The 26,066-nt window shown below is 46.8% G+C and carries 31 protein-coding genes; 17 read left to right on the forward strand and 14 right to left on the reverse strand.

Annotation, left to right across the window (positions count from 1 at the left end; all coding sequences use genetic code 11):
- Positions 1-447 (forward strand): RNA-guided endonuclease InsQ/TnpB family protein (locus GZ78_RS03215; protein WP_034832723.1); only part of this gene is annotated, 447 nt, incomplete at its 5' end.
- 172 nt (positions 448-619) lie between these two features.
- On the opposite strand, the gene erpA is transcribed toward GZ78_RS03215, so the two are convergent.
- Together erpA and GZ78_RS03225 are read right to left on the reverse strand one after the other, a co-directional pair.
- The gene (erpA, locus tag GZ78_RS03220) at positions 620-976 is read right to left on the reverse strand and encodes an iron-sulfur cluster insertion protein ErpA (RefSeq protein ID WP_034832725.1); all 357 of its coding nucleotides are present in this window, start codon (positions 974-976) and stop codon (positions 620-622) included.
- Positions 977-1,144: 168 nt separating this feature from the next.
- Positions 1,145-1,942, reverse strand: a complete 798-nt coding sequence (locus GZ78_RS03225) for a DUF6776 family protein (protein ID WP_034832727.1) — start codon at positions 1,940-1,942, stop codon at positions 1,145-1,147.
- Between the two features lie 225 nt (positions 1,943-2,167).
- On the opposite strand from GZ78_RS03225, the gene GZ78_RS03230 reads away from it, so the two are divergent.
- Positions 2,168-2,830 (forward strand): CDP-alcohol phosphatidyltransferase family protein, encoded by a 663-nt coding sequence (locus tag GZ78_RS03230; protein WP_051785770.1) that lies wholly within the window; start codon positions 2,168-2,170, stop codon positions 2,828-2,830.
- Between the two features lie 13 nt (positions 2,831-2,843).
- Positions 2,844-3,017 (forward strand): hypothetical protein, encoded by a 174-nt coding sequence (locus GZ78_RS29795; protein ID WP_169741415.1) that lies wholly within the window; start codon positions 2,844-2,846, stop codon positions 3,015-3,017.
- A 91-nt stretch (positions 3,018-3,108) separates the two neighbouring features.
- Here the strand turns inward: GZ78_RS29795 and GZ78_RS03240 are convergent, their stop codons facing one another.
- Together GZ78_RS03240 and GZ78_RS30580 are read right to left on the reverse strand one after the other, a co-directional pair.
- Positions 3,109-3,318 (reverse strand): cold-shock protein, encoded by a 210-nt coding sequence (locus GZ78_RS03240; protein ID WP_034832746.1) that lies wholly within the window; start codon positions 3,316-3,318, stop codon positions 3,109-3,111.
- A 590-nt stretch (positions 3,319-3,908) separates the two neighbouring features.
- On the reverse strand, positions 3,909-4,043 hold the full coding sequence (locus tag GZ78_RS30580) for a hypothetical protein (RefSeq protein ID WP_269078731.1): 135 nt from the start codon (positions 4,041-4,043) through the stop codon (positions 3,909-3,911).
- Positions 4,044-4,058: 15 nt separating this feature from the next.
- Here GZ78_RS30580 and GZ78_RS03245 point away from each other — a divergent pair, with 15 nt between their 5' ends.
- Both GZ78_RS03245 and GZ78_RS03250 read left to right on the forward strand, forming a co-directional pair.
- Positions 4,059-4,577 carry a GNAT family N-acetyltransferase gene (locus tag GZ78_RS03245; RefSeq protein ID WP_034832748.1) on the forward strand — a complete coding sequence of 173 codons (519 nt, stop codon included), beginning with the start codon at positions 4,059-4,061 and terminating at the stop codon, positions 4,575-4,577.
- Positions 4,578-4,663: 86 nt separating this feature from the next.
- The gene (locus GZ78_RS03250) at positions 4,664-5,092 is read left to right on the forward strand and encodes a GNAT family acetyltransferase (RefSeq protein ID WP_034832750.1); all 429 of its coding nucleotides are present in this window, start codon (positions 4,664-4,666) and stop codon (positions 5,090-5,092) included.
- Here GZ78_RS03250 and GZ78_RS03255 read toward each other — a convergent pair.
- The 3 genes from GZ78_RS03255 to GZ78_RS03265 form a co-directional block, all read right to left on the reverse strand.
- Positions 5,087-5,401, reverse strand: coding sequence for a hypothetical protein (locus GZ78_RS03255; protein ID WP_034832752.1), 315 nt, complete (start codon positions 5,399-5,401; stop codon positions 5,087-5,089). The genes GZ78_RS03250 and GZ78_RS03255 overlap by 6 nt on opposite strands.
- Positions 5,402-5,642: 241 nt before the next feature.
- Entirely contained in the window at positions 5,643-6,446 is an 804-nt protein-coding gene (locus tag GZ78_RS03260; RefSeq protein ID WP_034832753.1) for an MBL fold metallo-hydrolase, read from the reverse strand.
- 128 nt (positions 6,447-6,574) lie between these two features.
- On the reverse strand, positions 6,575-7,435 hold the full coding sequence (locus GZ78_RS03265; RefSeq protein WP_152558524.1) for a glycerophosphodiester phosphodiesterase: 861 nt from the start codon (positions 7,433-7,435) through the stop codon (positions 6,575-6,577).
- Positions 7,436-7,526: 91 nt separating this feature from the next.
- On the opposite strand from GZ78_RS03265, the gene GZ78_RS30890 reads away from it, so the two are divergent.
- The gene (locus GZ78_RS30890) at positions 7,527-7,748 is read left to right on the forward strand and encodes a cysteine-rich CWC family protein (protein WP_081869646.1); all 222 of its coding nucleotides are present in this window, start codon (positions 7,527-7,529) and stop codon (positions 7,746-7,748) included.
- A 65-nt stretch (positions 7,749-7,813) separates the two neighbouring features.
- Positions 7,814-8,485 (forward strand): class I SAM-dependent methyltransferase, encoded by a 672-nt coding sequence (locus GZ78_RS03270; protein ID WP_051785773.1) that lies wholly within the window; start codon positions 7,814-7,816, stop codon positions 8,483-8,485.
- Positions 8,486-8,525: 40 nt separating this feature from the next.
- Here the strand turns inward: GZ78_RS03270 and argC are convergent, their stop codons facing one another.
- The 3 genes from argC to GZ78_RS03285 are packed head-to-tail and all read right to left on the reverse strand — an operon-like array spanning position 8,526 to position 10,245.
- Positions 8,526-9,569 carry an N-acetyl-gamma-glutamyl-phosphate reductase gene (argC, locus tag GZ78_RS03275; protein WP_034832754.1) on the reverse strand — a complete coding sequence of 348 codons (1,044 nt, stop codon included), beginning with the start codon at positions 9,567-9,569 and terminating at the stop codon, positions 8,526-8,528.
- 50 nt (positions 9,570-9,619) lie between these two features.
- Entirely contained in the window at positions 9,620-9,967 is a 348-nt protein-coding gene (locus GZ78_RS03280) for a HopJ type III effector protein (protein WP_034832755.1), read from the reverse strand.
- Positions 9,968-10,026: 59 nt separating this feature from the next.
- The gene (locus GZ78_RS03285) at positions 10,027-10,245 is read right to left on the reverse strand and encodes a DUF3820 family protein (RefSeq protein WP_034832756.1); all 219 of its coding nucleotides are present in this window, start codon (positions 10,243-10,245) and stop codon (positions 10,027-10,029) included.
- 262 nt (positions 10,246-10,507) lie between these two features.
- Between GZ78_RS03285 and GZ78_RS03290 the strand changes: the two genes are divergently transcribed.
- From GZ78_RS03290 to GZ78_RS03325, 9 genes are all read left to right on the forward strand, one after another.
- Positions 10,508-12,268, forward strand: a complete 1,761-nt coding sequence (locus GZ78_RS03290) for a chloride channel protein (RefSeq protein ID WP_152558525.1) — start codon at positions 10,508-10,510, stop codon at positions 12,266-12,268.
- A 193-nt stretch (positions 12,269-12,461) separates the two neighbouring features.
- Entirely contained in the window at positions 12,462-12,884 is a 423-nt protein-coding gene (hemJ, locus tag GZ78_RS03295) for a protoporphyrinogen oxidase HemJ (protein WP_034832758.1), read from the forward strand.
- A gap of 258 nt (positions 12,885-13,142) precedes the next feature.
- Complete coding sequence (locus tag GZ78_RS03300; RefSeq protein ID WP_034832759.1) at positions 13,143-13,970, forward strand: DUF805 domain-containing protein; 828 nt, start codon at positions 13,143-13,145, stop codon at positions 13,968-13,970.
- 469 nt (positions 13,971-14,439) lie between these two features.
- The gene (locus GZ78_RS03305; protein ID WP_034832761.1) at positions 14,440-15,639 is read left to right on the forward strand and encodes an acetate kinase; all 1,200 of its coding nucleotides are present in this window, start codon (positions 14,440-14,442) and stop codon (positions 15,637-15,639) included.
- Between the two features lie 190 nt (positions 15,640-15,829).
- Positions 15,830-17,926: a phosphate acetyltransferase gene (gene pta / locus GZ78_RS03310; RefSeq protein WP_034832763.1), complete on the forward strand. Its 2,097-nt coding sequence runs from the start codon at positions 15,830-15,832 to the stop codon at positions 17,924-17,926.
- 152 nt (positions 17,927-18,078) lie between these two features.
- Complete coding sequence (locus GZ78_RS29305; protein ID WP_161787295.1) at positions 18,079-18,228, forward strand: hypothetical protein; 150 nt, start codon at positions 18,079-18,081, stop codon at positions 18,226-18,228.
- 162 nt (positions 18,229-18,390) lie between these two features.
- Positions 18,391-18,675: a GDCCVxC domain-containing (seleno)protein gene (locus GZ78_RS30770; protein ID WP_330217595.1), complete on the forward strand. Its 285-nt coding sequence runs from the start codon at positions 18,391-18,393 to the stop codon at positions 18,673-18,675.
- A 201-nt stretch (positions 18,676-18,876) separates the two neighbouring features.
- Complete coding sequence (locus tag GZ78_RS03320) at positions 18,877-20,313, forward strand: hypothetical protein (protein WP_034832765.1); 1,437 nt, start codon at positions 18,877-18,879, stop codon at positions 20,311-20,313.
- Between the two features lie 12 nt (positions 20,314-20,325).
- Complete coding sequence (locus GZ78_RS03325) at positions 20,326-21,630, forward strand: hypothetical protein (protein WP_152558526.1); 1,305 nt, start codon at positions 20,326-20,328, stop codon at positions 21,628-21,630.
- Between the two features lie 34 nt (positions 21,631-21,664).
- Here the strand turns inward: GZ78_RS03325 and GZ78_RS03330 are convergent, their stop codons facing one another.
- From GZ78_RS03330 to GZ78_RS03345, 4 genes are all read right to left on the reverse strand, one after another.
- Positions 21,665-22,324, reverse strand: a complete 660-nt coding sequence (locus GZ78_RS03330; RefSeq protein ID WP_201772642.1) for an OmpA family protein — start codon at positions 22,322-22,324, stop codon at positions 21,665-21,667.
- 187 nt (positions 22,325-22,511) lie between these two features.
- Entirely contained in the window at positions 22,512-23,156 is a 645-nt protein-coding gene (locus GZ78_RS03335; RefSeq protein WP_034832768.1) for an MBL fold metallo-hydrolase, read from the reverse strand.
- Positions 23,157-23,314: 158 nt separating this feature from the next.
- Entirely contained in the window at positions 23,315-23,932 is a 618-nt protein-coding gene (locus tag GZ78_RS03340) for a histidine phosphatase family protein (protein ID WP_034832769.1), read from the reverse strand.
- A 146-nt stretch (positions 23,933-24,078) separates the two neighbouring features.
- Entirely contained in the window at positions 24,079-24,327 is a 249-nt protein-coding gene (locus tag GZ78_RS03345; RefSeq protein WP_034832771.1) for a hypothetical protein, read from the reverse strand.
- Between the two features lie 481 nt (positions 24,328-24,808).
- Between GZ78_RS03345 and GZ78_RS03350 the strand changes: the two genes are divergently transcribed.
- Positions 24,809-26,044: a dicarboxylate/amino acid:cation symporter gene (locus GZ78_RS03350; protein ID WP_051785775.1), complete on the forward strand. Its 1,236-nt coding sequence runs from the start codon at positions 24,809-24,811 to the stop codon at positions 26,042-26,044.
- Positions 26,045-26,066: the final 22 nt, after the last annotated feature.

The raw sequence follows: 26,066 nt of genomic DNA on the forward strand, positions 1-26,066 counted from the left end.
CGTGCGAAAGCCAAGCAAGCGGTTGCCAAACTTCACTATCGCATCAGCAACCAACGTCTGGCCATTCTGCATGAGGTCAGTGATTATCTGACGGCAAACTTCAGCGTTATCGCTATTGAAGACCTGAATGTACGTGGCATGACGAAGAATCACAAACTGGCCCGGGCTGTGAACGACGCAGGTTTCGGAATGTTGCGCCAGTTCATTGAATACAAGGCCGAATTACGGCAGCGCGAAGTGGTCATTGCTGACAGGTTCTTCCCGTCCAGCAAGACATGCAGTGGCTGTGGCCATAAAAATGATGCTGTGGTTCTTGGTGTCCAGTGGTGGGACTGCCCAAGCTGTAAAGCCCACCATAACCGAGACTTCAACGCCTCAGTTAATTTAGATAGATATGGTCGAGACACGTTACAGCTCGACCTTAAACCCTACACAAGAGTGGCGTAAGACATACTTCGGTATGCAGCCGTGTTGACGGTGTAGATAAGCCCAGATAATCAGTGATTGTCGTAGGTTTTTAGTAGCGGTAAGATTAACCATTCAAATGATTTCCAGCTCAGACAATAAGCTGAATTAAGGGGTATCTGGGCGGTGAATGGCCGCCCAATATAGCGAGTTATCAGATGGAAAAAGAAGAACCGCAACCACAAGTAGCCGTTGCATTGGGGTTTTTTACCAAAAACCTGGAGCCTTCCAGCCCCTCTTCGTAATCCACTTCAGCGCCAACCAGATACTGGTAGCTCAGTGAATCTACGACCATTTCCGCTCCTTGCCTTTTAACCCGTGTATCGTCATCTGCAAGCTGGTCATCAAACTTGAAACCATACTGAAAGCCTGAACAACCCCCGCCAGTCACGTAGACACGAAGCCTCAGAGACTTATTGTCTTCATCTTCCATGAGCTGATTGACTTTATTCGCGGCATTATCCGTCAGTACGATCGGGTCCGGCATTACCGTTTCCACTACTGCGCTCATTTATCCTCCCGTGTTACCTGATCAACTCAGATAACCACGCTGTCTCTCTATACCTGTTTCAGGGCATCGTTCAAAAGCCCTGTATGCATAACTTTAATAGTATACTGAGGCCATTATCCAAGTAACCCAGTAAAGCAGTCAACTACTGGAAAACCACCTCCTGGATAATCATCTACTTTCGGTCAGCTCACTTTTCATATCGGCTTCCAGCTCTTCCTGCCAATTCAGGACACTGGTCAGGCTCCGTGCAGCGCCATTTTTCACCTTGATACTGACCATAACTTTCTCCGGTTCGAACCCATCGGGAAGCGTCAGCTTGATATAATCGCGGTTATCAGGAAAAGACTGAAAATAACGAAACCCTAATGCCTGAGATTTTTCCATACCGGCCAGCTCCAACAGAGATAACGATTCTTTCTTATCTTCTTTCAGCCCCTTCACTGTGACATTGAGAGTACCTTTAAGAAAAGGGTTGTCTCTGGCCACCTGAGACACCACCATCCTGAAGCGATACTGATTCTTCTCTTCACCAGGAAGCAAGTCAAACGCATGAAGTCTGATACCATCAGCACTGTCTTCGGGCGCAAGAATACTCTTGTAAAATGCCAAATCCTTGCTCAGTAAAGCTTTTTCATCTTCCAGGTTACGAATGACAGTACGTACACTGTTTGTCGCTTCACGATCCACTTTGCTGGTTCTTTCCAGAATGACAAGCTTTTGCTTGAGTTTTTCCTTTTCACGTTCCAGCTCTTTTGACTGACTTTTAAGCTCAGAGTTCTCACGCTGGAGTTTAGCTGCCTCAGTATCGGAAATCCGCCCTCCAAGGTAGTAGGCAACCGCTGTCACCAGGATAACCCCCAACACCACAAAAAGTCTGATCTTGCGCTCTCTGCCAGGGTCATGGCGCACCACCTTCATATTACCTGGCGGTTTGACACCCTGAAAAATAGAACGAGGATCTGGCATGACTTGTGTCCTGATTGAAATCGGCTTCGTTGCCTTTGAGCTATTGCCCTGGAGTGTACTTCTAACTCACTCATGACAGCTCATAGAGGTATATAAACAGAATCGGCTGGACTATACACAAGCCCAACAACCTTCTCAAACAAGCTACGCTGCTGCCTGTGATAGCGACTAAAGCGTACTCAATGTATGATAGTCTGCCATTAAAACAGACTCTTACACACAACAATGCTTGATCGCTGGACCACCCGCTGGATCAGAGCGCCTCTGACGCTTCTTGCACATCCACTCAAGAATATGGGCATCCGTGCTGATCAGGTGACCTTTATAGGTTTCCTGATCGGACTCACCGCACTGCCTTTATTGGCATTTGAGTTCTACTTATCAGCGCTGACAGCCATACTTTGTAATCGCCTGTTGGATGGATTAGATGGTGCTCTGGCAAGAATAACTCATGCAACCGATGCCGGTGGTTATCTGGATATTACTCTGGACTTCATCTTCTATTCTGCCATTGTTCTTGGCTTTGCCTTTGCAGACCCGGAAAAAAATGCCCTTATAGCCAGCTTGTTGATTTTCACTTTTATGGGCACCGGCTCCAGTTTTCTTGCCTATGCAATAATGGCGGAGAAGAAAGGCTTATCGGATCCAAACTTTAGCCACAAATCCTTTTACTATTTGAATGGACTGGCTGAAGGGACAGAAACCATCGCTGTGTTTGTGCTCTTTTGCCTGTTCCCTGACTATTTCCCGATTCTGGCTGCAATTTTTGCAGTGATCTGTATCCTGACAACAATGACCCGGGTCTGGGGAGGTTACCAGACTATTAAACTGGCAGACGGGGTCGATACCCATAGCGAAAAAATGCCCATAGCGAAAAAATACCCATAGCGAAAAAATGCCCATGGAATTATTAAAGATACTGTTTCTACTGTTTATTGCTCTGGCGGTGGTGGTCATGGCCACGGAACGATTTGGCAAACCCATGAGTCGGGAGAAACAATCGAAACTGTCTAAAATCGCTATCATCCTAATACTGGTCATGCTGGTAGCCAGACTGATTAAAGAAATCGTTTAGCCACATGCCAGACTCTTAAGAGTCTAAACGCAAAAAGGCAGCTCAGAGGGCTGCCTTTTTCTTCACTACCTGAATGGGTAGCGATCAGTAATCAGTCGATTACTTCGATGTTCTCAGCCTGAGGACCTTTAGCGCCCTGAGTCACTTCGAACTTAACACGCTGGCCTTCAACCAGAGTTTTAAAGCCAGTACCGACGATAGCTCTGAAGTGAGCAAAAACGTCTGGACCAGAGTCCTGACTGATAAAGCCGTAACCTTTGGATTCGTTGAACCACTTAACTGTTCCGGTAGAAGCAGACATAATCAATTCCTGAAATTGAACAAAAATAGGATGGTCACACCGTATGACCGCTTAGCTGAAAGCATCGCTACTACTTATGATTTATCAGGAAGTACTACAACTATGGAACTTCGAAACGCAAGACATAAATATAAGACATAACTTAAAGCTAAGCTGATTGTATCTCAAATAGCTCCAGAAGCAATGAGTACAATACCATTAAAGATATCGCGAAAATCGTCAGATACAACCCCTTCAGCATTGATATCAAGACAAACTGCATGATTATTTTTCATAACCATTGATTAGCTTCATTCTTCCGTATCAGAACCTGCAACTGTGAGGCAGTCATCGACGAGTTTCCGACATCAAGCAACAAAAACAAAAAAGACCAGGCAGACAGGTTTTTTGAACTCAGAGAGCACCCAAAACCTGACTACCTGGAGCTCCGACCTCTTTTTCTTATTATTATCAGTCGAATATCAGCCCGTTTTTATTATTCTTATCGGCCTTGTTCTTTGCGGTGATCATATATACAAACCCCGTGCCAACTTTATCTTTCTGCCCTGAAGGACAACGGAGTAAGTACTTTCCGCAATCAGGACATTTTATTACGCACCCTCAATAAGATAATCGTTGTTACCTTTCCCCACACCAAACCTCATACCACCCACATCAGGTAACACCCCGGGAATGGCTTGCATAGAGCTATCAGGTAGAGAATACTTTGCCTTTGAGGTTGTCATAGAGATGTAGAGACCATGGAAATAAAAATACGACACTTGGAAGACAGGGATTTCCCTCCTATCGCTGAAATGTTCGAGTATGAGGATTTAGTGGAGAATACCTCCCAGATTCCTTACAACCACTCTGATCACTGGAAGCAACTGTTCCAGTCTCGCAGTAATGAATCCGTTCAGCTCATTGCAGAAGTCGACGGCAAGGTTGCAGGCCATCTCGGTATCCAGATGTCCAGTAAACCGCGTAAAAAGCATGTAGCTACATTCGGCATCAGTGTTCACCCAGACTTTCAGGGTCAAGGCGTAGGTTCACGCCTTGTGGATGAAATGATTCAGCTTTGTGACAACTGGCTGAACATCGCCCGTATTGAGCTGGGTGTTTTTACAGAAAATGAACACGCTATTGCCCTCTATAAAAAGTATGGCTTTGACATTGAGGGCACCTCTCGTTTTGATTGCTTTCGCAGAGGGCAATATGGCAGCACCTATCAAATGGCCAGAATCAGGCCAGACCTGCTTGCACAACAACCTTCACTCTAATAAGAACAGCCTTGAGCTATAACAGCCTTGAGCTATAACAGCCTTGAGCTATATAAGAACAGCCTTGAGCTATATAAGAAAGCACTATGAAAATAAGAGCTTTTGAAACCAGCGACGAAACCGCCGTTATCCAACTATGGAAAGAGTGTGGTCTGACTGTGCCATGGAATAACCCGCAACTGGACATAGAACGCAAACTTGCGGTTGGCAGAGATCTGTTTCTGGTCGGCATACAGGAAGACAACGTGATTGCCTCAGCTATGGGCGGCTATGAAGGGCATAGAGGCTGGGTCAACTACCTGGCTGTTAGCCTTGAGTTTCAAAAGCATGGCTGTGGCGCACAAATGATGGCGCACCTGGAATCACTGCTGATCGCAAAAGGTTGCCCCAAAATTAACTTACAGGTTCGATCCAGTAATTTAGGTGTCATTGAGTTCTATAAGTCGCTTGGTTATAAAATCGACGACACTGTGAGCCTGGGTAAGCGACTCACTGACGACTCCGCCTCCTCATAATCCATTTTCGTTGCAGGAACTCGCTTCCGTTGGCTTGACTATTGTTAACCTTGGGAATTCCTCCTGAAGTTCTACCCACTCTTTGGTAAACGGTTCGGTTCTGGAGTAGATCGCTTCTTTATACGCTTGTATCTTGTGTCTGTGCCTGTCAGGGCTTTCTTCAACCCGTCTATCCCAGACGCTTTGGGCCTGCCAGTACCCACCATCCGGCTTTAATGGGTGCAACTGTGCTGCCAACCAGGTAAGTGTCAAGCTATCAGGTTGCTGGGCTCTCAATACTTCCATCTGTTTAAGCGCACTGTCGTACAATATCTATTACTGCTTGTTTAGTTGCCAGATGGACGCTAATGCTTCCCATAATTGCCGTATATAGAGTGCATTTTTCTGTTCTTTAAGCAGGACGCCTTCTTGCGTCATTGTGTTCAGAAACACCAGCAAGCCCTGCATAATGTTGAACGGCAGGAGCGTTACAGGAGGACGATCTTTGGATACGTTGAGATATGCTCTCTAGTCAACGCCGACTAATTAACCCCCAATGGTTTAACCATGATTAAAGCTCTACCTGTAAACACCCCTCAATCAAACTCCTTTTACTGAACGCAAAACGTGTTACGTAACTGGCCAGTTCTTCCGCACCTAACAAGGCTTGAGTGATTTCTCTCAGGCTCTTTCCCTGGCTTTGGAGAAGCTGAGCCTTTGAACTGAGCTCCAGCAGATAATCCAGTTTATCTTGCATAGCCTGCTTACCCTGTTCAACCACCCCACGATGGGGACAGAAAACAGTATCAAAGTCACAAGCCAGCACAGCGCGTATATCTTCTATCTGTTGAGGAAGGCTTTCTTTTTTGTGCATGAATTTTATAACTTTGGCGATGTAAAGATCTCCGGTAAACATCCACCCTCTGTCAGGCATAAAGTAGCAATGCATATCAGGACAGTGACCAGGTACATGAATCGGCAAAATAGATTCACCTCCTTCAAGTTCAATCTGTGCGGGCAATATCTTAGCCGAAGCTTTTGGCACACTTCCCCAGAAAATCCTGCCGGCCAGAGGTATAGAAAAACCTTTTCTTAATTGATCTACCGTAATGTCATGAGCCAGCGGTTCGATACCGAAAGACTGATTAAAGTTCAGTGAGTTACCACTATGATCTTCGTGATAGTGAGTAATCAGAACTTGCCTGACCGCTTTTTCTTCAAAAAAGGGCTTCAGCCACTGCCATTGATTCACCGGGCCACAGTCAATCAACGTATCTCCTATTCTGTAATTCACAAAAGATCCGGATATATGGTTTTGACGCCCGGTTCGGATCGCTTCAACACCTTGAAATTCAAATCGCTCAAAAACAGCCATAGTCTTTTTTTCTTCTTATACGGAAAGGTGAGAATAAGCAGAATTCTCTTTTCAGCCGAACCGTTTCACCAGGAGCCTGTCCGAGAATAGACAGGCCAGACTCTAAGGAACGGTTCAGCAAGATAGCTTTAGAGCAACTCTTTCAGACGATTGGGATAGTCCGTAATAATGCCATCAACGCCCATATCAATCAGTTGAGTCATGTATTCAGGATCATTGATCGTCCAGACATCTACTTTGAGACCACGCGCTTTGGCATCTTTAAGGAAAGAATCAGTTAAAACAGTAATCCCTGAGTTCTCAGGTGGAACCTGCATGGCATAAGCTTTTACAGGCACCAGATGAGAAAGCCCCAGCTTCTGCATGATGATAAACGTTCTTGCTTCGCCAGAGGACATAGAGGTAGCCACTTCAGGGCATATACGGCGGAACGTCTCCAACGCCTCATCCTTGAAAGAGGCAACAATGGTTGACTGTTCAATCTTGTTATCACGAAGCTGCTGACAGAGTTTTGAGGAAATATCAGGCTCAACCTGTTTAATTTCCATCACATAACGTCCCCTCGGCGTTCCCTCAATAACTTCCTGTAAGGTAGGAATTTGAATACCGATACCTCTGAACGAGTACATCTCATTTCCGTCTGGATCATGGCGGAACCCAGCATCCAGTTGCTTCAATTCTGCCAGAGTTTTCTCCTTGATCAGACCTTCTCCGTTTGTAGTCGCGTCCACTGTCTCATCGTGTCTGACGATCAGGTGGCCTTCTTTACTGGAATGAAGATCCAGCTCAATAACCGCACCCAGCTTGTTGGACAGTTGAGCCGCCTCCAGTGTGTTATTGGGCCTGAGCCCTTGCCCAGAACCATGGGCAATGACAGAAACGCCTTCAACATCCGCATAGAAAGGGTGTGAATCCAACTGATTGACGGGAGGGATAAAATAAAGAAGAGCCAGGGTGACAATGACAAGTGCCGTTATTTTCTTCAACATGATGCTTCGCTCAGGGCTGTTGTTATTATTAATAAGCTGATTTTTTATATTGAGCCGCCATAGTATCAGGTCTTCAAACAAGGAGTAATCTGTGAACCCAAAACGCTGTCCGCTCTGCCAACAGGAGAATCACTGCGCGATCAGCGCCGGAAAACCTGCCGAACAATGCTGGTGTATGGAAGACGTGAAAACATCTTCACTCGATCAGCCTGCTGTTTTGATGCCTGTCCCGGAAGCGGACACCACCTGTTACTGCCAACCGTGCCTTGAGAAAGTAAAAAAGAATGGACAGCTTCAGAAACCACTGACCTGATAGTCTGTCTACAATTGTGTAGTTTTAGTCATACAGCCAAGAAGCAATAGAAGGACTCTGCAATAATGACCGGAATAAGAAAGAGCACTGATCAGGAAGTGATTGACGGGCAGGCCATCTATACCAAAAGGTCACTTTTTTTTTACGATTTATATGTTTTGGCACTATCGAACCATTTGATTTGGCGCTGCCCTACAAAACATATTAAGAGCCTCTATAACAGCCATCTTTCCAACCGGCATTTGGATGTTGGTGTCGGTACAGGCTATTTTCTGGATAAATGCCAGTTTCCAGATACTACTCCTACCGTAGCGCTCATTGATCTAAACAAAAACTCTCTGGATGCTACCGCCTTTCGTATCAAACGTTATCAGCCATCCACGTTTGTTCGAAATATTCTGGAGCCTGTGGAGCTGCCAGAAAGCAATTTTAAATCCATCGCCATCAATTATCTTCTGCACTGCATACCCGGTTCGATTCCGGAGAAAGCCATTGTTTTTGACCATCTAACACCTCATCTTCAGAAAGGCGGTGTGTTATTTGGCAGCACGATACTTCACAAGGGTGTGAATCGAGGGTTTCTTGCTAAAAAGCTAATGGCTCTCTACAACGACAAAGGCTTTTTCCACAACACACAAGACCGTCTGGAAGACCTTGAACAAGCTTTGAGCAGCCGTTTCAGTCGTTTTGAAATAGAAGTCAAAGGTGTAGTAGCTATCTTTAGAGCATGGAAGTAACAAAGAAAACGAGAGCCTGAACAGGCTCTCGATCAGAACATCAGGGCATCAGGGCTGGAGCTTCAAGACCGGCGGTTTCATTCAGTCCGCACATAATGTTCATATTCTGGATCGCCTGGCCTGCGGCCCCTTTCACCAGATTATCAATCACTGAAAGAATCACGACAGTATCGCCACCCTGTGGACGATGCACAGATAATCGACACTGGTTACAAGACTTGACGGAACGGGTTTCCGGATGACTGCCAGCAGGCAACACATCAACAAAAGGTTCATCACGAAACCGGTTTTCATACAACGCCTGAAGATCAATAGAATGATCTTTTACTGAAACATAAGACGTAGCATGTATACCCCGGATCATTGGCACCAGATGAGGTACAAAGACCAGTTCTCCGCCAAACGCACCAGCAGTATTCACAGCCATACGCCCAAGGCCTTGCCTGATTTCTGGCAAATGTCTATGACCCGGAACACCATAAGCCTTGAATGATTCTGAAACTTCACACAACAAACTGGCCACTTTGGCTTCACGACCAGCACCACTTACTCCAGACTTGGCATCTATTATGATATTGCCTTCCACCAGACCTTTTTCCATCAGAGGTAAAAGACCTAGCTGCGCAGCCGTTGGATAACAGCCCGGATTAGCCACCAGCTGTGCTGATTGAATCTGCTCTCGATTCATTTCTGGTAACCCATAAACGGCTTCAGCTAACATCTCAGGGCAAGCATGATCGATGCCGTACCACTGCTTCCAGTCTTCAGCGTTGGACAGCCGAAAATCAGCAGCCAGATCCACAACCTTAACGCCTTTTTCCAACAGTTTTGGTACGGAATTCATGGCAATGCCATTGGGCGTTGCGAAGAAAACCAGGTCACAGGTGGCCAGAACATCATCGTCTGGCTGTGAATAGGCAATATCCATTTTGCCTCGCAGACCGGGGTATAATTCGCTAACGGGTTTACCCGCTTCCTTTCTTGAAGTGATAACCGTTACTTCAACCTCAGGATGAACTGCCAGAAGACGCAGCAATTCTGCTCCGGTATAGCCGGTACCGCCAACAATGCCTGCCTTGATCATGGATACGCCACTCTAAATAGAATATTTATACAAAAAATAAGAATAATTATTTATTTTAATTCTTTCAAGGCCTGCTGATCAAATTGAATACCTTCCCAGCCATGCGCCATGAAATTACGGATATTACCATGACTTTCACCTTCAGGGTTTTGCAGGACGTCTTCACGATAAAAGTGCCCAAAACAGCTCAAAGTCTCCTGCTCAGTCAATTGATTGAGAAGGCCAAAAGCAAAAATTTTACAGGACCCTTCATTAGTCCCTGCTTCATTGATAAGCCCACCATTCTGAAAAGTCACCGGAGTGTATTCATAGTGGTCATTAATAGCAGACATAACCTGCTCAAATTCAACACTGTCAGGCGCAGTTTTGATGTTCTGCAACAAGCTATTCAGAGTCATAGGTCACTTCTTTTTACTGTTAAAATATTGAGACTTGGGGACAATAAACCATGCTTTTTTCATTCATGCCGCTTTAAAGGCTTGATGATTTCAGTCAGACCATGAATGTGGATTTCCAGAGCCAACTGCAATAAACGACCAAGCTCTCCTTCAGGAAAGCCTTTCCTGGCAAACCAGAGCAAGTACTCTTCAGGAAGATCAATCAATACTCTGCCACTGTACTTGCCAAACGGCATGGGCATTCTGGCCAGTTTTAACAGATCTTCTTTCTCAAACATGATGTTCTATCCACCCAGGTTGCTTCAGAAGCCTTACCAGACAGGACAGCCTCTTCAAAACAGCAAACCACTCTAGCAGAGAGTGTTTCATCAAAACAACGCTCAAAACCAGGCAGAGCCAGCCATAACAGACTCTTAATGCCTTATGCCAAATTACTCTGCAATATTGGTTTTTTATTCACCCAAAGCTGCAACCATTTAATTAAAAGGTTAATATTGGGAGCCTGAGCCGCCCGGGTTATTGGATGTTACGGAGACAGGATTGCTAAACGCCCCCGAGAAAAAACTGTCATTGAATGCTCTGCGTATCCGTCTTTCCTCATCGGAAGCGCTGCCACAATTGACGATTCTGGGCTTGCTTACAGGCTTACTTGCCGGATCCCTGCTTATTGGGTTTAGAGAGTTACTGACTCTCATCTCCACAACACTGGTTCCTGAAGGCGAAGACCACTTCGAATCGCTCTCCTCTCTGCATCGTTTTCTGCTACCTATTGCTGGCTCGGTCGTTATTATTCTGATGGTAAAGCTCATCAGAAAAAAACGACGCAGTGTTGGTGTTGCTCATGTCATAGAACGACTTACGATGCACCGTGGACGCCTGCCATCCTCCAGTGTGGTACTGCAGTTTTTTACTGCTCTGATAGCTCTCGCCAGTGGTTTTTCTGTGGGTCGTGAAGGCCCTGCTGTACACATGGGTGCCGGAGTGGGCAGCACTCTTGGACAGCGACTCCAATTACCTGATAACACTCTGAGAATTCTGGCTGGTTGTGGGGTAGCTACGGCCATATCCGTGTCATTTAATACTCCACTGGCGGGGGTTATTTTCGCCATGGAAGTGATCGTTAAACAATACTCCCTGGGCAACTTTATTCCGGTCATGGCTGCCTCAGTGGTTGCCGCTCTGATGGCTCAATTAATGTATGGCCCGGAGCCCGCATTTCATGTTCCCGCTATTGCTATGACTTCTATGGAAGAATTATTGATCGCCGCAGTCATGGCAGTCTGCATTGGCATTATGGCGGGTCTGTTCATCCGTTTGCAGACAACCATGATTGCCCGAAGAAAAGGACATTTAGTACTTCCTATTCTTTTCGCAGGTCTGATTATGGGTATTGCTGGTGTTATGGTGCCAGCAGTCATGGGCATTGGCTACGACACCCTTGAGTCTCTTCTCAACGGAGGTCTATTTGGACTCTCTACTTTGGTAATCCTGCTTTTCACAAAACTGATTGTGACAGCAACCGTCACCGGTCTGGGCATTCCCGGTGGCATTATCGGACCTTCATTATTTATGGGTGCGGTGTGCGGAGCCGTCTTTGGATCTTTGGGAGAACAGCTACTGGATATTCCCAATCTGAACAGTTCTTTTCATGCACTGCTGGGCATGGTCGCCATGATGGCAGCCACTCTTCAGGCTCCCCTGGTTGCCCTGGTGACCGTTTTGGAATTAACGCACAACCCAAACATTATCATGCCTGCCATGTTCGTTATCGTGATTGCCTGTCTGACTTCTGGCCGCTTCTTTCAGAACCGGGGCATTTTCGAAATACAACTGCTCAAGGGCGGCCATAATCTTGAAGCCTCACCACTCCACCAGCTCCTGAGACAAACCGGAGTGGGTAGTCTGATGAACCCAGCCTGCAGCCAGATCCCCAGACATCCTTCTGAAGAAGAGCTATATGATACGCTCGAGGAAACATCGGACTGGGTACTGATTTGTCATGAGCAATCATTGAGCCACGTCCTCCCCCCTGAAAAGTTACCCGATCAACACAGTCAGGATCTGGACTTACTGACCCTTCCAGAAGTGTCTGAAATTCACAGCATCAGCTTGCAGGCCACTCTTTATGAGGCGCTTGAACTCATGAACCGCCTATCTGTAGACACCCTCGCGGTCATCCCTAAAAGAACTTCAAAAAGAAAGTCCAGAAGCCGGAATCAGACAACCTCTCAAGCTTGTGGCATTATTACCCGCCAGGACATTGAAAACTTTTACCAGGGTAAAAGTGCTCTGGGGGTTTAACCCAAAATAGACAGGTTGGGCTAGGAGGCTGACCGAGAATAGACAGCCCGGCCTAAAATCCAGAAAGAACAACCAGATATCGAACTCTGGATCCATTTCCGCTACTCTCTATGAGCTTGTCAGGCTTCTGTTTTAGCGTAAATCAGATAGCCTGCTGGCAGCCTCTCTGAACAGAAATTCAAGGATCCCGTGAATGCTCTGGGTTAAAGCTTTTCATATTATTGCCATGGTCTGCTGGTTTGCAGCCCTGTTTTACTTGCCAAGACTCTTTGTTTATCACGCCATGAGCGAAGACCAGGCCAGTAATGAACGATTTAAGGTCATGGAGCGCAAGTTGTATCGGGGAATTGCCCTGCCTTCAATGATTGCCACGCTGGCACTGGGTATCTGGTTAATCAGTTATAACCCTTCCTATTACATGAGCGGTGGCTGGATGCACGCCAAGCTGACTTTGGTGGTTCTGCTGATTGGCTATCACCACATGTGTGGCGCTTTCCTGAAGAAGTTTGCTAACGACGCCAACACAAAATCCGACAAGTTCTTCCGCATCTTTAATGAAGTCCCGGTTCTGTTCCTGGTCGGCATTGTCATTTTAGTGGTCGTTCGCCCCTTTTAGCCCGGAAATGCCATATAGCCCGGAAATGCCATAAATGTAGAGCGAATCGCTCCGCTATTTTTGGGCTGATACGCTTTGTCGACACGTTCAAGCTGGCTGCCTGAATGTATCGACAAAATGCTGTCTCGGAGAAAAACCAGCTAGAAACCGCCCTTGGCTAAGACTTTAATATCTTGCGTTTTCGGTATAACGGCCGATAACACGCCCTGAGTGGAAACACCCCGGACAGGTGTCTCCCAAAGCTCAAGGGACAGAGTTATGAAGCGCAAAGATTATAAAGTCCTGTTTGAAGGACAGATTCTGCCGGACTTTTCCGAAGCTGAAGCCAGAAATAATCTGGCTCGGCTCTTTAATGCTGACGAACAACGTATCAACCGTCTTTTTTCGGGTAAGCCCTACGCTGTTCGAAAGCCCGTTACCGAGAAAGAAGCTCGAAAGTACGAAAAAGCCATCAACAAAGCAGGCGGACAATGCCGCATTGTGACAATGGATGGATCGAAGACGCTACCATCGCCTGATGAAAAAAACACCTCAATCTTTGCTGATAGCCCCCTGCCCAAAACCTCCAGACAAAACACCCTCGAGCCTTTAAGACTGATCCGTCGCATCGGACGAACTCGCTATCTGGCACTGAGCTGGCTAGTAGTAGCAATAGAGGCAGTGGCCTTTCTGCTCCCTGACTATTTACCCATGCTCATCGGTGCAGCCCTGACCATACAGCAGACAGTATCTATGGTTCTTGGCATTCACAGTCTGGCCATCATGCTCACACTTTATCTGGTGATCACACGGCTTCATGATATGGATAGAAGTGGCTGGCTATGGCTATTTCTGGTCATCCCGATCGTTAACATTTTGTTCCTGTTCTGGCTCAGCGTTGGATCAGGCTCAGAAGGTAAGAACAACTACGGAGATCCCCCACTCCCACCAGCCAACCTGACTCGTGCAGTGGGTATTTACCTGCCTCTTTCACTGCTTGTTGTTGGTGTGGCTGGCGCCTACCTAAACCAGGAGCAATTGGTAGCCTGGATTCAGCTACTGCCTGAAGCGACCTCAGAGTGGACTGGCCTTGAGTATCCGGGATAAACGGCTACATTGTCAGTGAATCCCGAATAGATTTCATAGCGTAAAATGTCTCATTTCCGAAAGTGATAAGACGTTATTCATTCGCTCATAGCTGTTTCGGTATGGTCTGCCTCCTATTGTGACTGTAGAAATTCCGACAAAGGCATTACAGAAACAGTATCTGCATACGCATCTTTACGCAGTCCATTGACCTATATCAATGGTTATAATCGAAACTTCTATAATGCTTGCCCGTTTACTGACCGGATATTCGTCTGGTGAATTGTAATCTATCTCTATTCACTTTCAATTACCGAATATCTGACCTGCGGGCCATCATGACGCGAACAGCCCCTCCAGTAAGGTTTCTTAAAGCTTTACTAAAGGTGCATCCCCTCTCGGAGGCAGTCTTTATCTGACAGCTTCCGGAGGCTGACCGGGGTTACCCTGTCAGTCTCTTATTGCCCGTGTTCTGTTAGGTACTATTTCAATGAGCAAAGACAGCATTCTGGTCATCAACTGCGGCAGCTCATCCCTCAAATTCGCAGTGATCAACCCGGCAACGGAAGAAGAGAAAATCAATGGCATCGCTGAACGCCTTGGTAGCAGCGAAGCGATTCTTCGCTGGACTCTTCGTTACAAGAATAACGGCGAAAAGGGCAGTCAAACTCTGGGGTTGGCGGCTCATGAAGCAGCACTGGAAGGCCTCATGGGTCTACTGCGTGAAGAAGGTATGGTTGAAGGTATTTCCGCGATTGGCCACCGTGTCGTTCATGGTGGTGAGAAATTCTCCAAGTCATGCCTGGTAACCGATGAAGTTCTGCAAGCTATTGAGGACTGCATCAAACTCGCCCCACTGCATAATCCAGCTAACCTGACAGGTATTCGTGCAGCCCAGAAAATTTTCCCGGGGCTGCCTAATGCTGTTGTTTTTGACACAGCATTCCACCAGACCATGCCAGCCGAAGCCTATCTCTACCCGATTCCATACAGTCTGTACAAAGAACAGGGTGTTCGTCGCTATGGTTTCCACGGTACCAGCTACCGCTATGTAGGTCAGGCGTCTGCTGACATGCTGGGCCTGGACATCAACAACAGTAATATTCTGGTGGCTCACCTGGGCAACGGTGCTTCTGCCTGCGCTATCAAAAATGGCAAGTCCATAGACACCACTATGGGCCTGACACCTCTGGAAGGTCTGGTGATGGGTACTCGCTCCGGTGATGTTGACCCGAACCTATTCAGTTTCCTGAACAAAACTCTGGGCTACACCCTGGACGAAACGACAGATCTGCTGAACAAAAAAAGCGGGCTGCTCGGTCTGTCCGAGATGGACAGTGATTGCCGTGTCATTGAAGATGCTGCCGTTGAAGGCAATGAACACGCTCAACTGACCCTGGACGTATTTTGTCACGTTCTGGCAGAGAAACTGGCTGGTTTTGCTGCTGCTATGGGCAAGATTGATGCTCTGGTATTTACGGGCGGAATCGGTGAAAACTCCAGCATCATTCGCAAGAACGTTATCGAGCGTCTAAGCATTTTCGGCTTTAAGCTGGATGAACAACTCAATGATGAAACCTTCCGAGGCAAGAGCGGTGTTATCACCCAGGAAGGATCAACCGTTGGTATGGTAGTAGCCACTAACGAAGAGCTGATGATCTCCCGAGACACTCAGGTTCTGACAGCCTGATTCAGCCCGGAGCCTTCAGAACTATAGTCTGCAGGCTCCCTGTTTGACCGGACAGCCGCAGGATCCGGCTGTAATACAGCGATTATACAAAACTGCGCTTTCGCAAAAGAAAGACTGTTTCAATCGCTCAAAGCGGCTTAAAGGGGAGTAACAGTCCCCTTATGTTTGCAAACACTTCTGGAACAGCACTATGCGTACGTTTTTTCTGGCCCCCACCCGCTATGGGGTCGGTCTGACTTCAGTTTCTCTGGGTCTGGTACGGGCACTGGACACTCTGGGCCTGAGAGTCAAATTCTTCAAACCCATTGCTCAGCTGCACACGACGGATAAAGGACCTGAGCGTTCTACACGACTGGTTCAACGGATTATGGACCATGAGCCACCGACACCGATTACCACTCAGAAAGTTGAAAACCTGCTGGGTGATAACAAAGGTGATGAACTCATGGAAGATATTGTCGCTCTGTTCGACGATGCTTCCGAAGGTGCTGAAGTCGTAGTGGTTGAAGGCTTGGTACCGACTCGCGATATGCCCTATGCCAATCGCCTGAACAGCGATATGGCCAGAACACTCAACGCAGACATCATTCTGGTTTCGGAGCCGGGTAAGGACTCCCTGGAAGATGTTGCTGACAAACTGGAAATTGCTGCTGACAGCTTTGGTGGTATTAAAAACCCCAATGTCATCGGTTATATCTTGAATAAGCTGGATAAAGAGCTGGTTGAACAACTGACCGAAGATCATCAGTTCAAGCCTCTGCCAGAATTTACCCGCAAGAGCTTTCTACCACTGGGTTACATCAGCTATGAGCCCCAACTCAGCTCACACCGCACTCTGGATATAGCCCGTCATCTGGGCTGCGAAATCATTAACGGAGGTGATATTGCCCAACGCCGTGTAAATTCCTACACACTCAGTGCCAGAACGCCCAGCAACATGATTCATCACTTGAAGCCTGGCAATCTGATAATCACTGCCGGCGACCGTGATGACATTGTTCTGGCCACTTCCATGGCGGCTTCCAATGGTGTCCCTCTGCCTGGCTTGCTGCTCACCAGTGGAATCAGAATGTCGAATGCGGTTCATGAGCTGTGTGCCAGAGCATTTGCGACCGGCCTGCCCGTTTTGATGACAGAAGATGACTCTTATACGACAGCGACCCGCCTGGATCGAATGAGTAACGAGCTGCCACTGGACGACCTTGAACGTATTGAGAAAGTGATGAACACCATTGCTGAGAACCTGAATAACCGCTGGTTCAAGCAACACTGCCAGAGTTTGGCAGAACGTCGTCTGTCTCCTCCTGCTTTCCGCTACACACTTGTGCAGCAAGCCAAAGCCGCTCGCAAGCGTATTGTTCTACCAGAAGGTGATGAGCCAAGAACCATACAGGCTGCGATTATCTGTCAGGAACGGGGTATTGCCGAATGTATCCTGCTGGGCAACCGCGAAGTGATCGAACAAGTGGCTCGTGACAATGGGTTTGATCTGCCAGAAGGTCTGATCATCATGGATCCGGAGAGCATTCGTCATCGCTATATCGAGCCTATGGTAGAGCTGCGTAAGCACAAGGGCCTCAATGCTCCAATGGCTGAAGCACAGCTTGAAGACACTGTTGTAATGGGCACAATGATGCTGGCAATGGACGAAGTGGATGGTCTGGTTTCTGGCGCTGTACACACTACCGCTAACACCATTCGTCCGGCCTTCCAGCTGATCAAGCCGAAAAGAGACGCAGGCGGTCTGGTATCTTCCATCTTCTTTATGCTTCTGCCTGACCAGGTTCTGGTATACGGTGACTGTGCCGTAAACCCGAACCCTGACGCTGAAGCTCTGGCGAACATTGCCATTCAGAGTGCAGACTCTGCACAGGCCTTTGGCATTGAGCCTCGCATTGCAATGATCAGTTATTCCACAGGTTCTTCCGGTATCGGTGAAGACGTAGAACGCGTTCGCGATGCTACCCAGCTGGTTCGTGAAAAACGTCCTGACCTGGTTGTTGACGGTCCATTGCAGTATGACGCAGCTTCTGTTGAGTCTGTCGCCAAGAGTAAAGCACCAGAGTCAAGCGTTGCTGGTCGTGCAACTGTCTTTGTATTCCCTGACCTCAATACTGGTAATACAACATACAAGGCTGTACAGCGTAGTGCCAATGTTATCAGCGTTGGTCCAATGTTGCAGGGCCTGAACAAACCTGTAAACGATCTGTCTCGTGGCGCTCTGGTTGAAGACATTGTCTACACCATAGCTCTGACTGCGATTCAGGCTGCTGCAGAAAAAGCCTGATTCTGTCTGATCGGTAGAAACCATATTTTCTACCGATCATTCTCTTTCTTTAAACTTCAAAATCACCTCTGTAGTGGCCCACCATTCCGTAGAGCCAATGAGTTTGTTCTTCTGCAATTACAGGGGGAATACAGCTAGCAGGAAAGCTCAATATGCTTGACACCAAAATAAAATATGAAGAAGAAACATGGATCGAACAATGTCCAGGCTGTCGAATCAATAAGCAAGATCGTACAGAAGCAGAAATAGCCGACAGTATGCTATTCAGAGTTCAGGTGCATAAAGTCACTGAATACCTTTGAACAGGATTCAGTGTGAAATGAATTTAAAGAAAAGGCAGATAACACATAACTGTCACACTTCTTGCTTAACATTCACGTGAACATTCATTCAAGAAAGGAGGGTAAATGTCGATATGTGTATATTACGCCCTAAAGAAAATAACAAAAGAAGAAACTTAAATTATGAAACTTCATCTTAATACTGAATCAACAATCACCTGCAGCAGTTGTGGCCATTCAGAAAATGAAACCATGCCACTGGACGCCTGCGTTTATCTTTATGAATGCACAAGCTGTAAAAATCTGATGACCCCCCAGAGTGGCGACTGCTGCATTTTCTGCTCACGTGGAACCCACCCTTGCCCAACCAGTCAGAGAGATAGCAGAAGTTATCGAGTTATCCCCAAGCAAGAAAACGCAGCTCTGGAATCTTCACACTATGAGACAAACCGCTCTTTGGCAGGATAACCTGTCGACCAGACCCCAATTGAGCCAGTGAAGCCGACTCATCCACTCAGACCACCGTCAGTACACTGGCTTTTCAATATCCCGTCGACTATTTGACTTCAACCATTCTTACTCCGTTCTTTCTTTTTAGCCATCAGTCACACACCAGAGTTGATTTCTTCCCTTGCTAGACTCACTGTAATTACAGGGAGCGAGTACCAAATGGCCGTTGGAAATGACAAGGACAGTTCTTCCCTCTGGGGGTGGGTCAGTGGAACCCGTGAGACATTAAAATCGAAGGTTGCCGAAGCATTAGGTTACAGCTGGGGCAGTTCAATCACTACGCCAGATGCAGAAATCATTCCCTACATTCAACAGAAAAAAGTGGCCTTTCATAAACCTATCCATGTCCGATACATCGAAAACATCCATTCATTGAGTTATACCGAATTAAGGGATCAACTGATTCAGGCTCTGCAAGAACAACACGAACCTGCTAATGCAGGAGATCAGATTGACCGGATCAGAAGAGGTGTAATCGATATTTGCATAGCCAATCTAGCCACTGATGATCATGACAAACTGCTCCGAAACTGGGCCAATTTCGAACACCTCATGCCCGGATTTCCTAAAGACCTTCTCCTCTCCAAGTGGTATCAGGAACAAAACAAAGACCCACTGGAGTCTCTTACACCTGCATTACCCGACCTGATCAATATCTGGGACCCAAAACTAATACCGGAGGCATCTGTTGAAGACCTGGATGATGTTATGAGGGTATTTGAGTCCTTATTCGAAAAATACAAAAAGGATGATAACGAAGACCATCCAGACACCCGGGTATTCACTGTGCGTTGGGCCTATGATTTCATGCGGCACAACCGACTCGATCTGTTTCTGGATCTCTATCGCAACTCCCGCTGGTTACAGCAGGTACTGCCTAAAAGTTGCATACTGGCTATTCAGAAGTCACTGGCTGGCAACAAGATCACAGACATCTATATAGGATTGGCTAAAAAAGATCTCGATCGTACTCAACGAGATGTTGTAGACGACAAAACCATCTCTTTCAGAAGAGCAGCCATGCTGCAGAAGTCTTCACACCAATATAATTCAGCCATTGCAGGTTTAAGAGAAGCTCTGAAAGCCAATCGAACTAAAGAATATGGAGCTTCGGAGGCAGATCTCCCCCAGTATCAAGCCAGAAAAAAGCAGCTCGAATCCATTAGAGAGCTGCTTGCAGCCGGGCAATGGAAAAAAGCTCATGTAGAGGCTCAAAAAGACGAGGAGCTCTTCACTGAAATAGGTGAAATGACTGCAGACATGACAGAAAGAGACGCTTTCCAGCTGGCAGGCATGTATGTACCGCAGGTTCTTCACGCCCGGTTATTGATCGCTTATCAGTCCTGTCTGGCCAAGGGCAACACCGACGAGTTCTTTCAATTTTTCCGGCCTGATCCTTGCAGTTACAACCACTGGACCTGTGTATTAGAGCGCAGTGAATTTGAAAACCTGAAAGACCAGATTCAGGAAGCCCTTTCTACCCGGCTTAATGAAGACCGTAAGGTGGTCAGTCGAACCCCGGACGAGATTGAGCAGGAACTTGACCGATTCGAAGAAGGCCTTCAGAAGTTCATGCTGAACAAATTTGAAGAGTAGAAGGGAGATTCTATGGCTGTCTCAAATAATCAGGACCCACAAACCCAGAACTGGTTAGGAACCTTCACTTCTTCAGTCAGTTCATTAAGCTCCAGTGTATGGGGAATGCTGACCTCATCCATAAAAGAGCCTGAAAAGCACCTTCCTGTGCCACAAAAGCTATACAGCATGAAACCCATTATATTTCGGAATGTAGAATCCACTGCTACAACAGAAGAAGCTTATCAAGACCTTAAAAAACAAGTGAAGGAGGATTTGCGTTCGGTTACAGATAAAGCGAGCCAAAGTCATCTGGACAGCACAACAGTGACAACTCTGTTAATGACGGTTCAGCAATGTATTACCGATGATGATTTTTTAGAGTTGACTCGATTCACTAAAAATTTTCCCGTTTTGCTGACTCACTTTTCACCTGCTCTGGGCACTCTCATGGATGCCTATGAAAAGGTTTATCCCGATCGCCTTTCACCCTGGGAAGCCTTAAATCAAGATAACTTTCCTGGCTCTCCTGTTCAAAACGAATTAAATATTGAATCTCAGGGAATAATAGAGCTCAAAAGCGCAGCCCATGAAGCTCTGGACTCATTCCGTAAACCTGCTGCCAGAGCAGAAGCTCGACCGACTTCAGCAGAAGTGACAGCAGAGCTGGCTCTGCGATATCTGGACTCAGAGGACTATGGAAACTTCATAGCGCTCTATGAGCAAAGCGCCTGGTTACAGGCAAAACTCCCTCTCAATAAAGAGCACATTCTTCTCAGGAGAGAAGAACTTCAGAAACTTGATACGGCTCTGGCTTCTGCAAAATCTAAAGTACATAAATCAGTACACAATACCGATTGCAGCCTCGAATCAGTGGCTCTGCAGACTGCCCACAAAGGCTCCTGGGATATGCTTTTCCAAATCCTGAAAGGGTACGAATCTTTGGAACTGGCAAAGCAGGCAACCGCAGCTCTCGAAAGAGATGACATTGATGAAGTCAGTCGTCTGGTGGAGCAAAATCCTGAACTAAAAGATGCTTGTTCAATACCAATCACTACACTGCTTGAGAAATGGAATGAGCAAAAAGAAGAGTTATTAGTTAACACACTACATTGCAGGGCACTGTTGGCTTATAGAACGGCTTTAATGTCAGAAAGACATGAGAATTTTAAAACAGTGGCTTCCAGTACCGGATTCTGGCCCCATCAACTTTGCAACGGTCGATTTGACATTACCCGTGAACTTCAGGAAATCTGTAAAAATCCAGCTAAGCGACAAAGAACGGATGCCTTCCTTCGCTGCTTGATTAAAGATCCGGAATGGAATGGGTTAAAATGAAAAGAGCGACACCCATCGCTCTTTTCATTGTTCATTACTTCTGAGGTGCAGGCCTCAAATTAATCTCAACCCGCCTGTTCATGGCACGGCCTTCTTTAGTTTTGTTATCGCCAATAGGATTGGATGCACCGGCACCAAAGTAGGTGATTCGAGTACCGGAAACCCCCTGATGAATCAGATAATCCGCCACACTCTTGGCCCGCTCCTGAGAAAGGGGCAAGTTAATTTTGTCTCCGCCTGAGCTGTCGGTATAACCAACCACTTCAATCAGGTTCTTGTCGTATTCCTTGAATACTTTGCCAACAGAACCCAAAACTGAATAGAAGCTTGACTTGATGTCCGACTTGCTGGAATCAAACGTGATGTTTGAAGGCATGATCAGCTGAAGGTTATCCCCCTGTCTGTAAACCTGAACACCTGTTCCCTGCAACTGTTGTCTCAGCGCAGCTTCCTGCTTATCCGTGTAATAGCCATAGCCAGCACCTGCTGCGCCACCAATGGCCGCACCTTTCAAAGCACCTTCACCGCCATCGACCAAGCCACCAATGACAGCACCGGTAACGGCACCAATACCACCATATTTGGTGGTCTTATTCACTTCCTGCTCGCCGGTATAAGGGTTAGTCGTCTGACAACCCGCTACGATGGCTGCAGCAGCAACCACCAGAGACATTCTTTTTATCTGTATTAACATGTTCACTTCTCCTTGCTGGCTATCCAGAAGCCTGATCGAGAATAAACAGCCCGGCCTAAAATCCAGAAAGAACGGCCATCTTTCCCACTGAATTCGCTTAAATAGGTCAACTATTCGCACAAACCCAGTGAAAAAGCAGACTCGCCCTACTGAGCTTTATGCTCGGACGCTATTCTCGGTCAGGCTCCTAGCCGCGAATAATGCTGTTTTCCCGAATTTCTTCACCAATACGGGTATCCGGACCATGACCAGTAACTACAGTGGTTTCTTCATCGAGTGTATAGAGTCGGTCACGAATGGACTTCTCTATTGTCTTGAAGTCACCACCCCAGAGATCGGTTCTACCGATTGAGCGACGAAATAGTGTGTCGCCGGCAATCAACAGATTCTCTTTTTCAAAGTGAAAACACATAGATCCCGGAGTATGTCCAGGGGTATGCATAGCCACTCCTTCACAACACGGCAGCTCCTGATCATCGCTCAACCAGTAATCAGGATCTGGAATAGGATTATAGGGCACACCAAACATACGACACTGGGTCTCAAGGCTATCCCAGAGAAATTTATCTTCTTTATGGAGGTGAATGGGTGCACCGGTCTTTTTCTTGATTTCACCACTGGCCAGAAAATGATCCAGATGTGCATGGGTATGAATCAAAGCCATAGCCTTGAGACCATGTGCTTCCAGTTTGGACATAATGATATCCGGATCACCGCCTGGATCGATCACAATGGCTTTTTTGGTTATAGGATCACCAATGATGGTGCAGTTGCACTGCAAAGGCCCCACAGGAAATGTTTCTTTTATCAGTGCTGGATTTTGCTCAGTCATGCTAACGGCCCCAAAACGCAAGACCGGTCATTCTAAAACAGTGTGCGGGTATTGCACATTATCTGTTTCACAGTTGTCAGGTAAGCAGATTGAAAATTTTTCCGATTATTCTCACATTCCGGTGTATTTTGCCTTTCTGGTGCCTCACCAAAATAGTGTCATAGACGAAAGTAACAAGGGATTTTTTTATAACCAGCCGTAGGCAGCTTTATCCCTTTACCCTCTATAGCTTCCAGTAACATATAAATGGGACTGCCATGGCTGAATATAAGAACATACCCGTCCGACAGGCAGTGTTCAGACAGAGCCTGACTATAGACTTGATTCATCCTGTCTCGGATTTGCTCAGATGTTTCGCCACCAAAAGACTCCGGATCCTCCGGAAACCAGAAGTCCGAATCATGATATTGATGATACTGCTGCCCTTCACGATCACCTGCATTGGACTCAATCACTCTCTTATCCCGCTCCATTATGTTTATTGGAACATTCAAAGCATTCAGGACGATAGTGGCCGTTTCAATAGTACGGGGCAGAGGCGATACGATCACCTTGCAGATATTTTCTCTGCTTAGCCCGGCTTCCAAAAGTTCAGAGGCCAGCATAGACGCCTGTTTTCGACCTAATTCGGTCAATCTCGACTCAATGTAGTTGGGATGTTCAGGATCTGAACTGTAATACTCACCAGTGTTGTGTGTTCCTTCTCCATGGCGGGCAACAATCACTCCCTGAAGTGTGCAATCCATACCGGGTTCCTTGTCTTTTTCTACAATCATCCGTAGCAGCCTGAATACAATTCTCAATGACGAGCTGACACCGTAATTGCATTCTGCCAGCCACCTGACTTTTCTCTTTGAAATACCAGGCTTCAAGCAACAACAGAGGCATCACAATTATATCCCTGCTCTCTTACAAGAATAACTCAGGGAAGTTTCAGCAACACTTTTTTGCGCCCACGGTTCTGATTAAAACCAATCCTCAAACGAGTACTGACAGGAGCACCACGAATATTCAGCCTGATCAATGAAGAGTTCACTGCCAGCCGCCTCATAGCGACTTCTTCTAGCAACCCGTCAACTATAGGGTAAGGAAAACAGGGTTCTGAGTCATAAGACTCCTGTTCTTCCTCAAAGTCTTCCATCAAATCAGGCAGATCAAAACGGAGAGCCATGATAAAACCTCCAGGCAGCCATCAGTGGAAAGTGCCAGTCATTACCAATCTATCAGCCAGAAGTAGAGCAAAGAACACATCTGCCCCTGCATGTGAGAGAGACTTGAATCGTATGATGCTCCGCACTTCCGTACTAACCATCCAGACTGGATAGCTCGACAATTGTAGACAAAGTCTGCGAGGGAAAAGGATCTTTTTGACTTAGAAATTCGACACAAAAATGAATGCTTTATTCAGATTTTCCGAGAGCCCCCATTGAGTCAGCGTTCCAGGCCTACTCAACGCAGTCTGGAACGCAATAACCAAATGCCAAATTAACCTTACGCTTCTGAACAGAAGGTCTAATCTTGGATTTCTGGGAGACTACCCATAACGTTTCGTGAGGCAATCATTCTCAAATCACCATGAGCAAAAAAGTTGCGCCTATGGAAGAGGGAAAAATGACTTTCGCGATCAATAATAATCCAAATGGAGCTTATTCATGTGCGACAGCCATAAGCATGTAAGCATTAACTCACCGGCTATCCTTATTGGTGCAGCTGTTCTTGGCTTGCTCAGTGGCTGGCTGGATATTGCTATGGTTAACCAGATCTGCGAGGTGGTTGCAGATATTTTTATCAGGCTGCTAAAACTTGTTAGCCTGCCCATTATATTCTTCTCTCTGGTAGCAACCCTGTCGGGCATGAGTGACATGGCAGACGTTCGGTCTCTGGGCGGGCGGGTAGTCAAGTACACACTCCTGACAACCCTGCTCTCTGCAAGCCTGGCTCTGGGCTTATATCTCTTGCTGAACCCTTCTCAAAATGCATCTGGGCTGTTGGATAGCAGCACACCTGCTGTGACTACGGTCAGTTATTGGAACCATCTTCTCAATATCATTCCTTCAAACCTCATTGAGCCCTTCCTCAACAATAACGTGATGGGTGTCCTGTTTCTGGCTTTTGTACTCAGTGGCTCTATCCTCTCTCTGGGAAAGGAACACAAACAAACTTTGCACCAGCTCTTTGAAAGCTTGTTTGCTGCCGTGATGAAAATGACCGGGTTCTTTCTGAAATTAATGCCTCTGGCGGTTTGGGCCTTTGTCACTCTGTTCGTCAAGGATGTACAGAATCATGAGGTACTGCAGGGGCTCGCACTTTATTTGCTTTGTGTATTGCTTGCCAACCTGATTCAGGCAGGGGTTGTTTTACCCACTCTGTTGAAAATTCGTGGGATTCCACCAGTCAATGCTCTCAAGGCCATGTGGCCAGCCCTGACCATTGCTTTCTTTGCCAAGTCATCCAGCGCCGCCCTGCCTTCGGCCGTTGATTGTGCAGAGCGACGATTAGGCCTTCAACGAAAAGTGGCTCGCTTCAGCATGCCGCTGTGCATAACTGTCAATATGAATGCCTGTGCAGCCTATATCCTGATCACAGTACTCTTCGTCTCCCAGAGTAATGGCGTGCAATTTACTTCGCTGGAGATGTTTTCCTGGATTATTGTGGCCACCATTGCAGCTATAGGAAATGCAGGCGTCCCTATGGGATGCTACATGTTATCCAGCGCTTTCCTGGCTGCCATGGGAGTAGAGATGCAACTGATGGTGCTTATTCTGCCGTTTTATGCCTTTATCGATATGCTGGAGAGTGCCATCAATGTCTGGTCAGACTCTTGCGTTACGGCCATGGTCAACCAGGAATTGGTTGCGGAAGGAGAACAGTCTCTGGAAGAAGTTTAGGGGCCAGCCACTCCCTGTCCTT

Origin of the sequence: Endozoicomonas numazuensis (assembly GCF_000722635.1) — a bacterium.
Taxonomy (GTDB): Bacteria; Pseudomonadota; Gammaproteobacteria; order Pseudomonadales; family Endozoicomonadaceae; genus Endozoicomonas_A; species Endozoicomonas_A numazuensis.

Coding starts and splice junctions, on each gene's coding strand:
- pta (WP_034832763.1), top strand. CDS start 15,830: ATGCGTACGTTTTTTCTGGCCCCCACCCGCTATGGGGTCGGTCTGACT.
- GZ78_RS03270 (WP_051785773.1), top strand. CDS start 7,814: ATGACCGGAATAAGAAAGAGCACTGATCAGGAAGTGATTGACGGGCAG.
- hemJ (WP_034832758.1), top strand. CDS start 12,462: ATGCTCTGGGTTAAAGCTTTTCATATTATTGCCATGGTCTGCTGGTTT.
- GZ78_RS03335 (WP_034832768.1), bottom strand. CDS start 23,156: ATGACTGAGCAAAATCCAGCACTGATAAAAGAAACATTTCCTGTGGGG.
- GZ78_RS29795 (WP_169741415.1), top strand. CDS start 2,844: ATGGAATTATTAAAGATACTGTTTCTACTGTTTATTGCTCTGGCGGTG.
- GZ78_RS03330 (WP_201772642.1), bottom strand. CDS start 22,324: ATGTTAATACAGATAAAAAGAATGTCTCTGGTGGTTGCTGCTGCAGCC.
- GZ78_RS03225 (WP_034832727.1), bottom strand. CDS start 1,942: ATGCCAGATCCTCGTTCTATTTTTCAGGGTGTCAAACCGCCAGGTAAT.
- GZ78_RS03250 (WP_034832750.1), top strand. CDS start 4,664: ATGAAAATAAGAGCTTTTGAAACCAGCGACGAAACCGCCGTTATCCAA.
- GZ78_RS03265 (WP_152558524.1), bottom strand. CDS start 7,435: ATGTTGAAGAAAATAACGGCACTTGTCATTGTCACCCTGGCTCTTCTT.
- GZ78_RS03350 (WP_051785775.1), top strand. CDS start 24,809: ATGTGCGACAGCCATAAGCATGTAAGCATTAACTCACCGGCTATCCTT.
- GZ78_RS03305 (WP_034832761.1), top strand. CDS start 14,440: ATGAGCAAAGACAGCATTCTGGTCATCAACTGCGGCAGCTCATCCCTC.
- GZ78_RS03245 (WP_034832748.1), top strand. CDS start 4,059: ATGGAAATAAAAATACGACACTTGGAAGACAGGGATTTCCCTCCTATC.
- GZ78_RS03230 (WP_051785770.1), top strand. CDS start 2,168: ATGCTTGATCGCTGGACCACCCGCTGGATCAGAGCGCCTCTGACGCTT.
- GZ78_RS03320 (WP_034832765.1), top strand. CDS start 18,877: ATGGCCGTTGGAAATGACAAGGACAGTTCTTCCCTCTGGGGGTGGGTC.
- GZ78_RS03240 (WP_034832746.1), bottom strand. CDS start 3,318: ATGTCTGCTTCTACCGGAACAGTTAAGTGGTTCAACGAATCCAAAGGT.
- GZ78_RS29305 (WP_161787295.1), top strand. CDS start 18,079: ATGCTTGACACCAAAATAAAATATGAAGAAGAAACATGGATCGAACAA.
- GZ78_RS03345 (WP_034832771.1), bottom strand. CDS start 24,327: ATGGCTCTCCGTTTTGATCTGCCTGATTTGATGGAAGACTTTGAGGAA.
- GZ78_RS03285 (WP_034832756.1), bottom strand. CDS start 10,245: ATGTTTGAGAAAGAAGATCTGTTAAAACTGGCCAGAATGCCCATGCCG.
- GZ78_RS30580 (WP_269078731.1), bottom strand. CDS start 4,043: ATGACAACCTCAAAGGCAAAGTATTCTCTACCTGATAGCTCTATGCAA.
- GZ78_RS03280 (WP_034832755.1), bottom strand. CDS start 9,967: ATGACTCTGAATAGCTTGTTGCAGAACATCAAAACTGCGCCTGACAGT.
- erpA (WP_034832725.1), bottom strand. CDS start 976: ATGAGCGCAGTAGTGGAAACGGTAATGCCGGACCCGATCGTACTGACG.
- GZ78_RS30770 (WP_330217595.1), top strand. CDS start 18,391: ATGAAACTTCATCTTAATACTGAATCAACAATCACCTGCAGCAGTTGT.
- argC (WP_034832754.1), bottom strand. CDS start 9,569: ATGATCAAGGCAGGCATTGTTGGCGGTACCGGCTATACCGGAGCAGAA.
- GZ78_RS03340 (WP_034832769.1), bottom strand. CDS start 23,932: ATGATTGTAGAAAAAGACAAGGAACCCGGTATGGATTGCACACTTCAG.
- GZ78_RS03325 (WP_152558526.1), top strand. CDS start 20,326: ATGGCTGTCTCAAATAATCAGGACCCACAAACCCAGAACTGGTTAGGA.
- GZ78_RS03260 (WP_034832753.1), bottom strand. CDS start 6,446: ATGGCTGTTTTTGAGCGATTTGAATTTCAAGGTGTTGAAGCGATCCGA.
- GZ78_RS03300 (WP_034832759.1), top strand. CDS start 13,143: ATGAAGCGCAAAGATTATAAAGTCCTGTTTGAAGGACAGATTCTGCCG.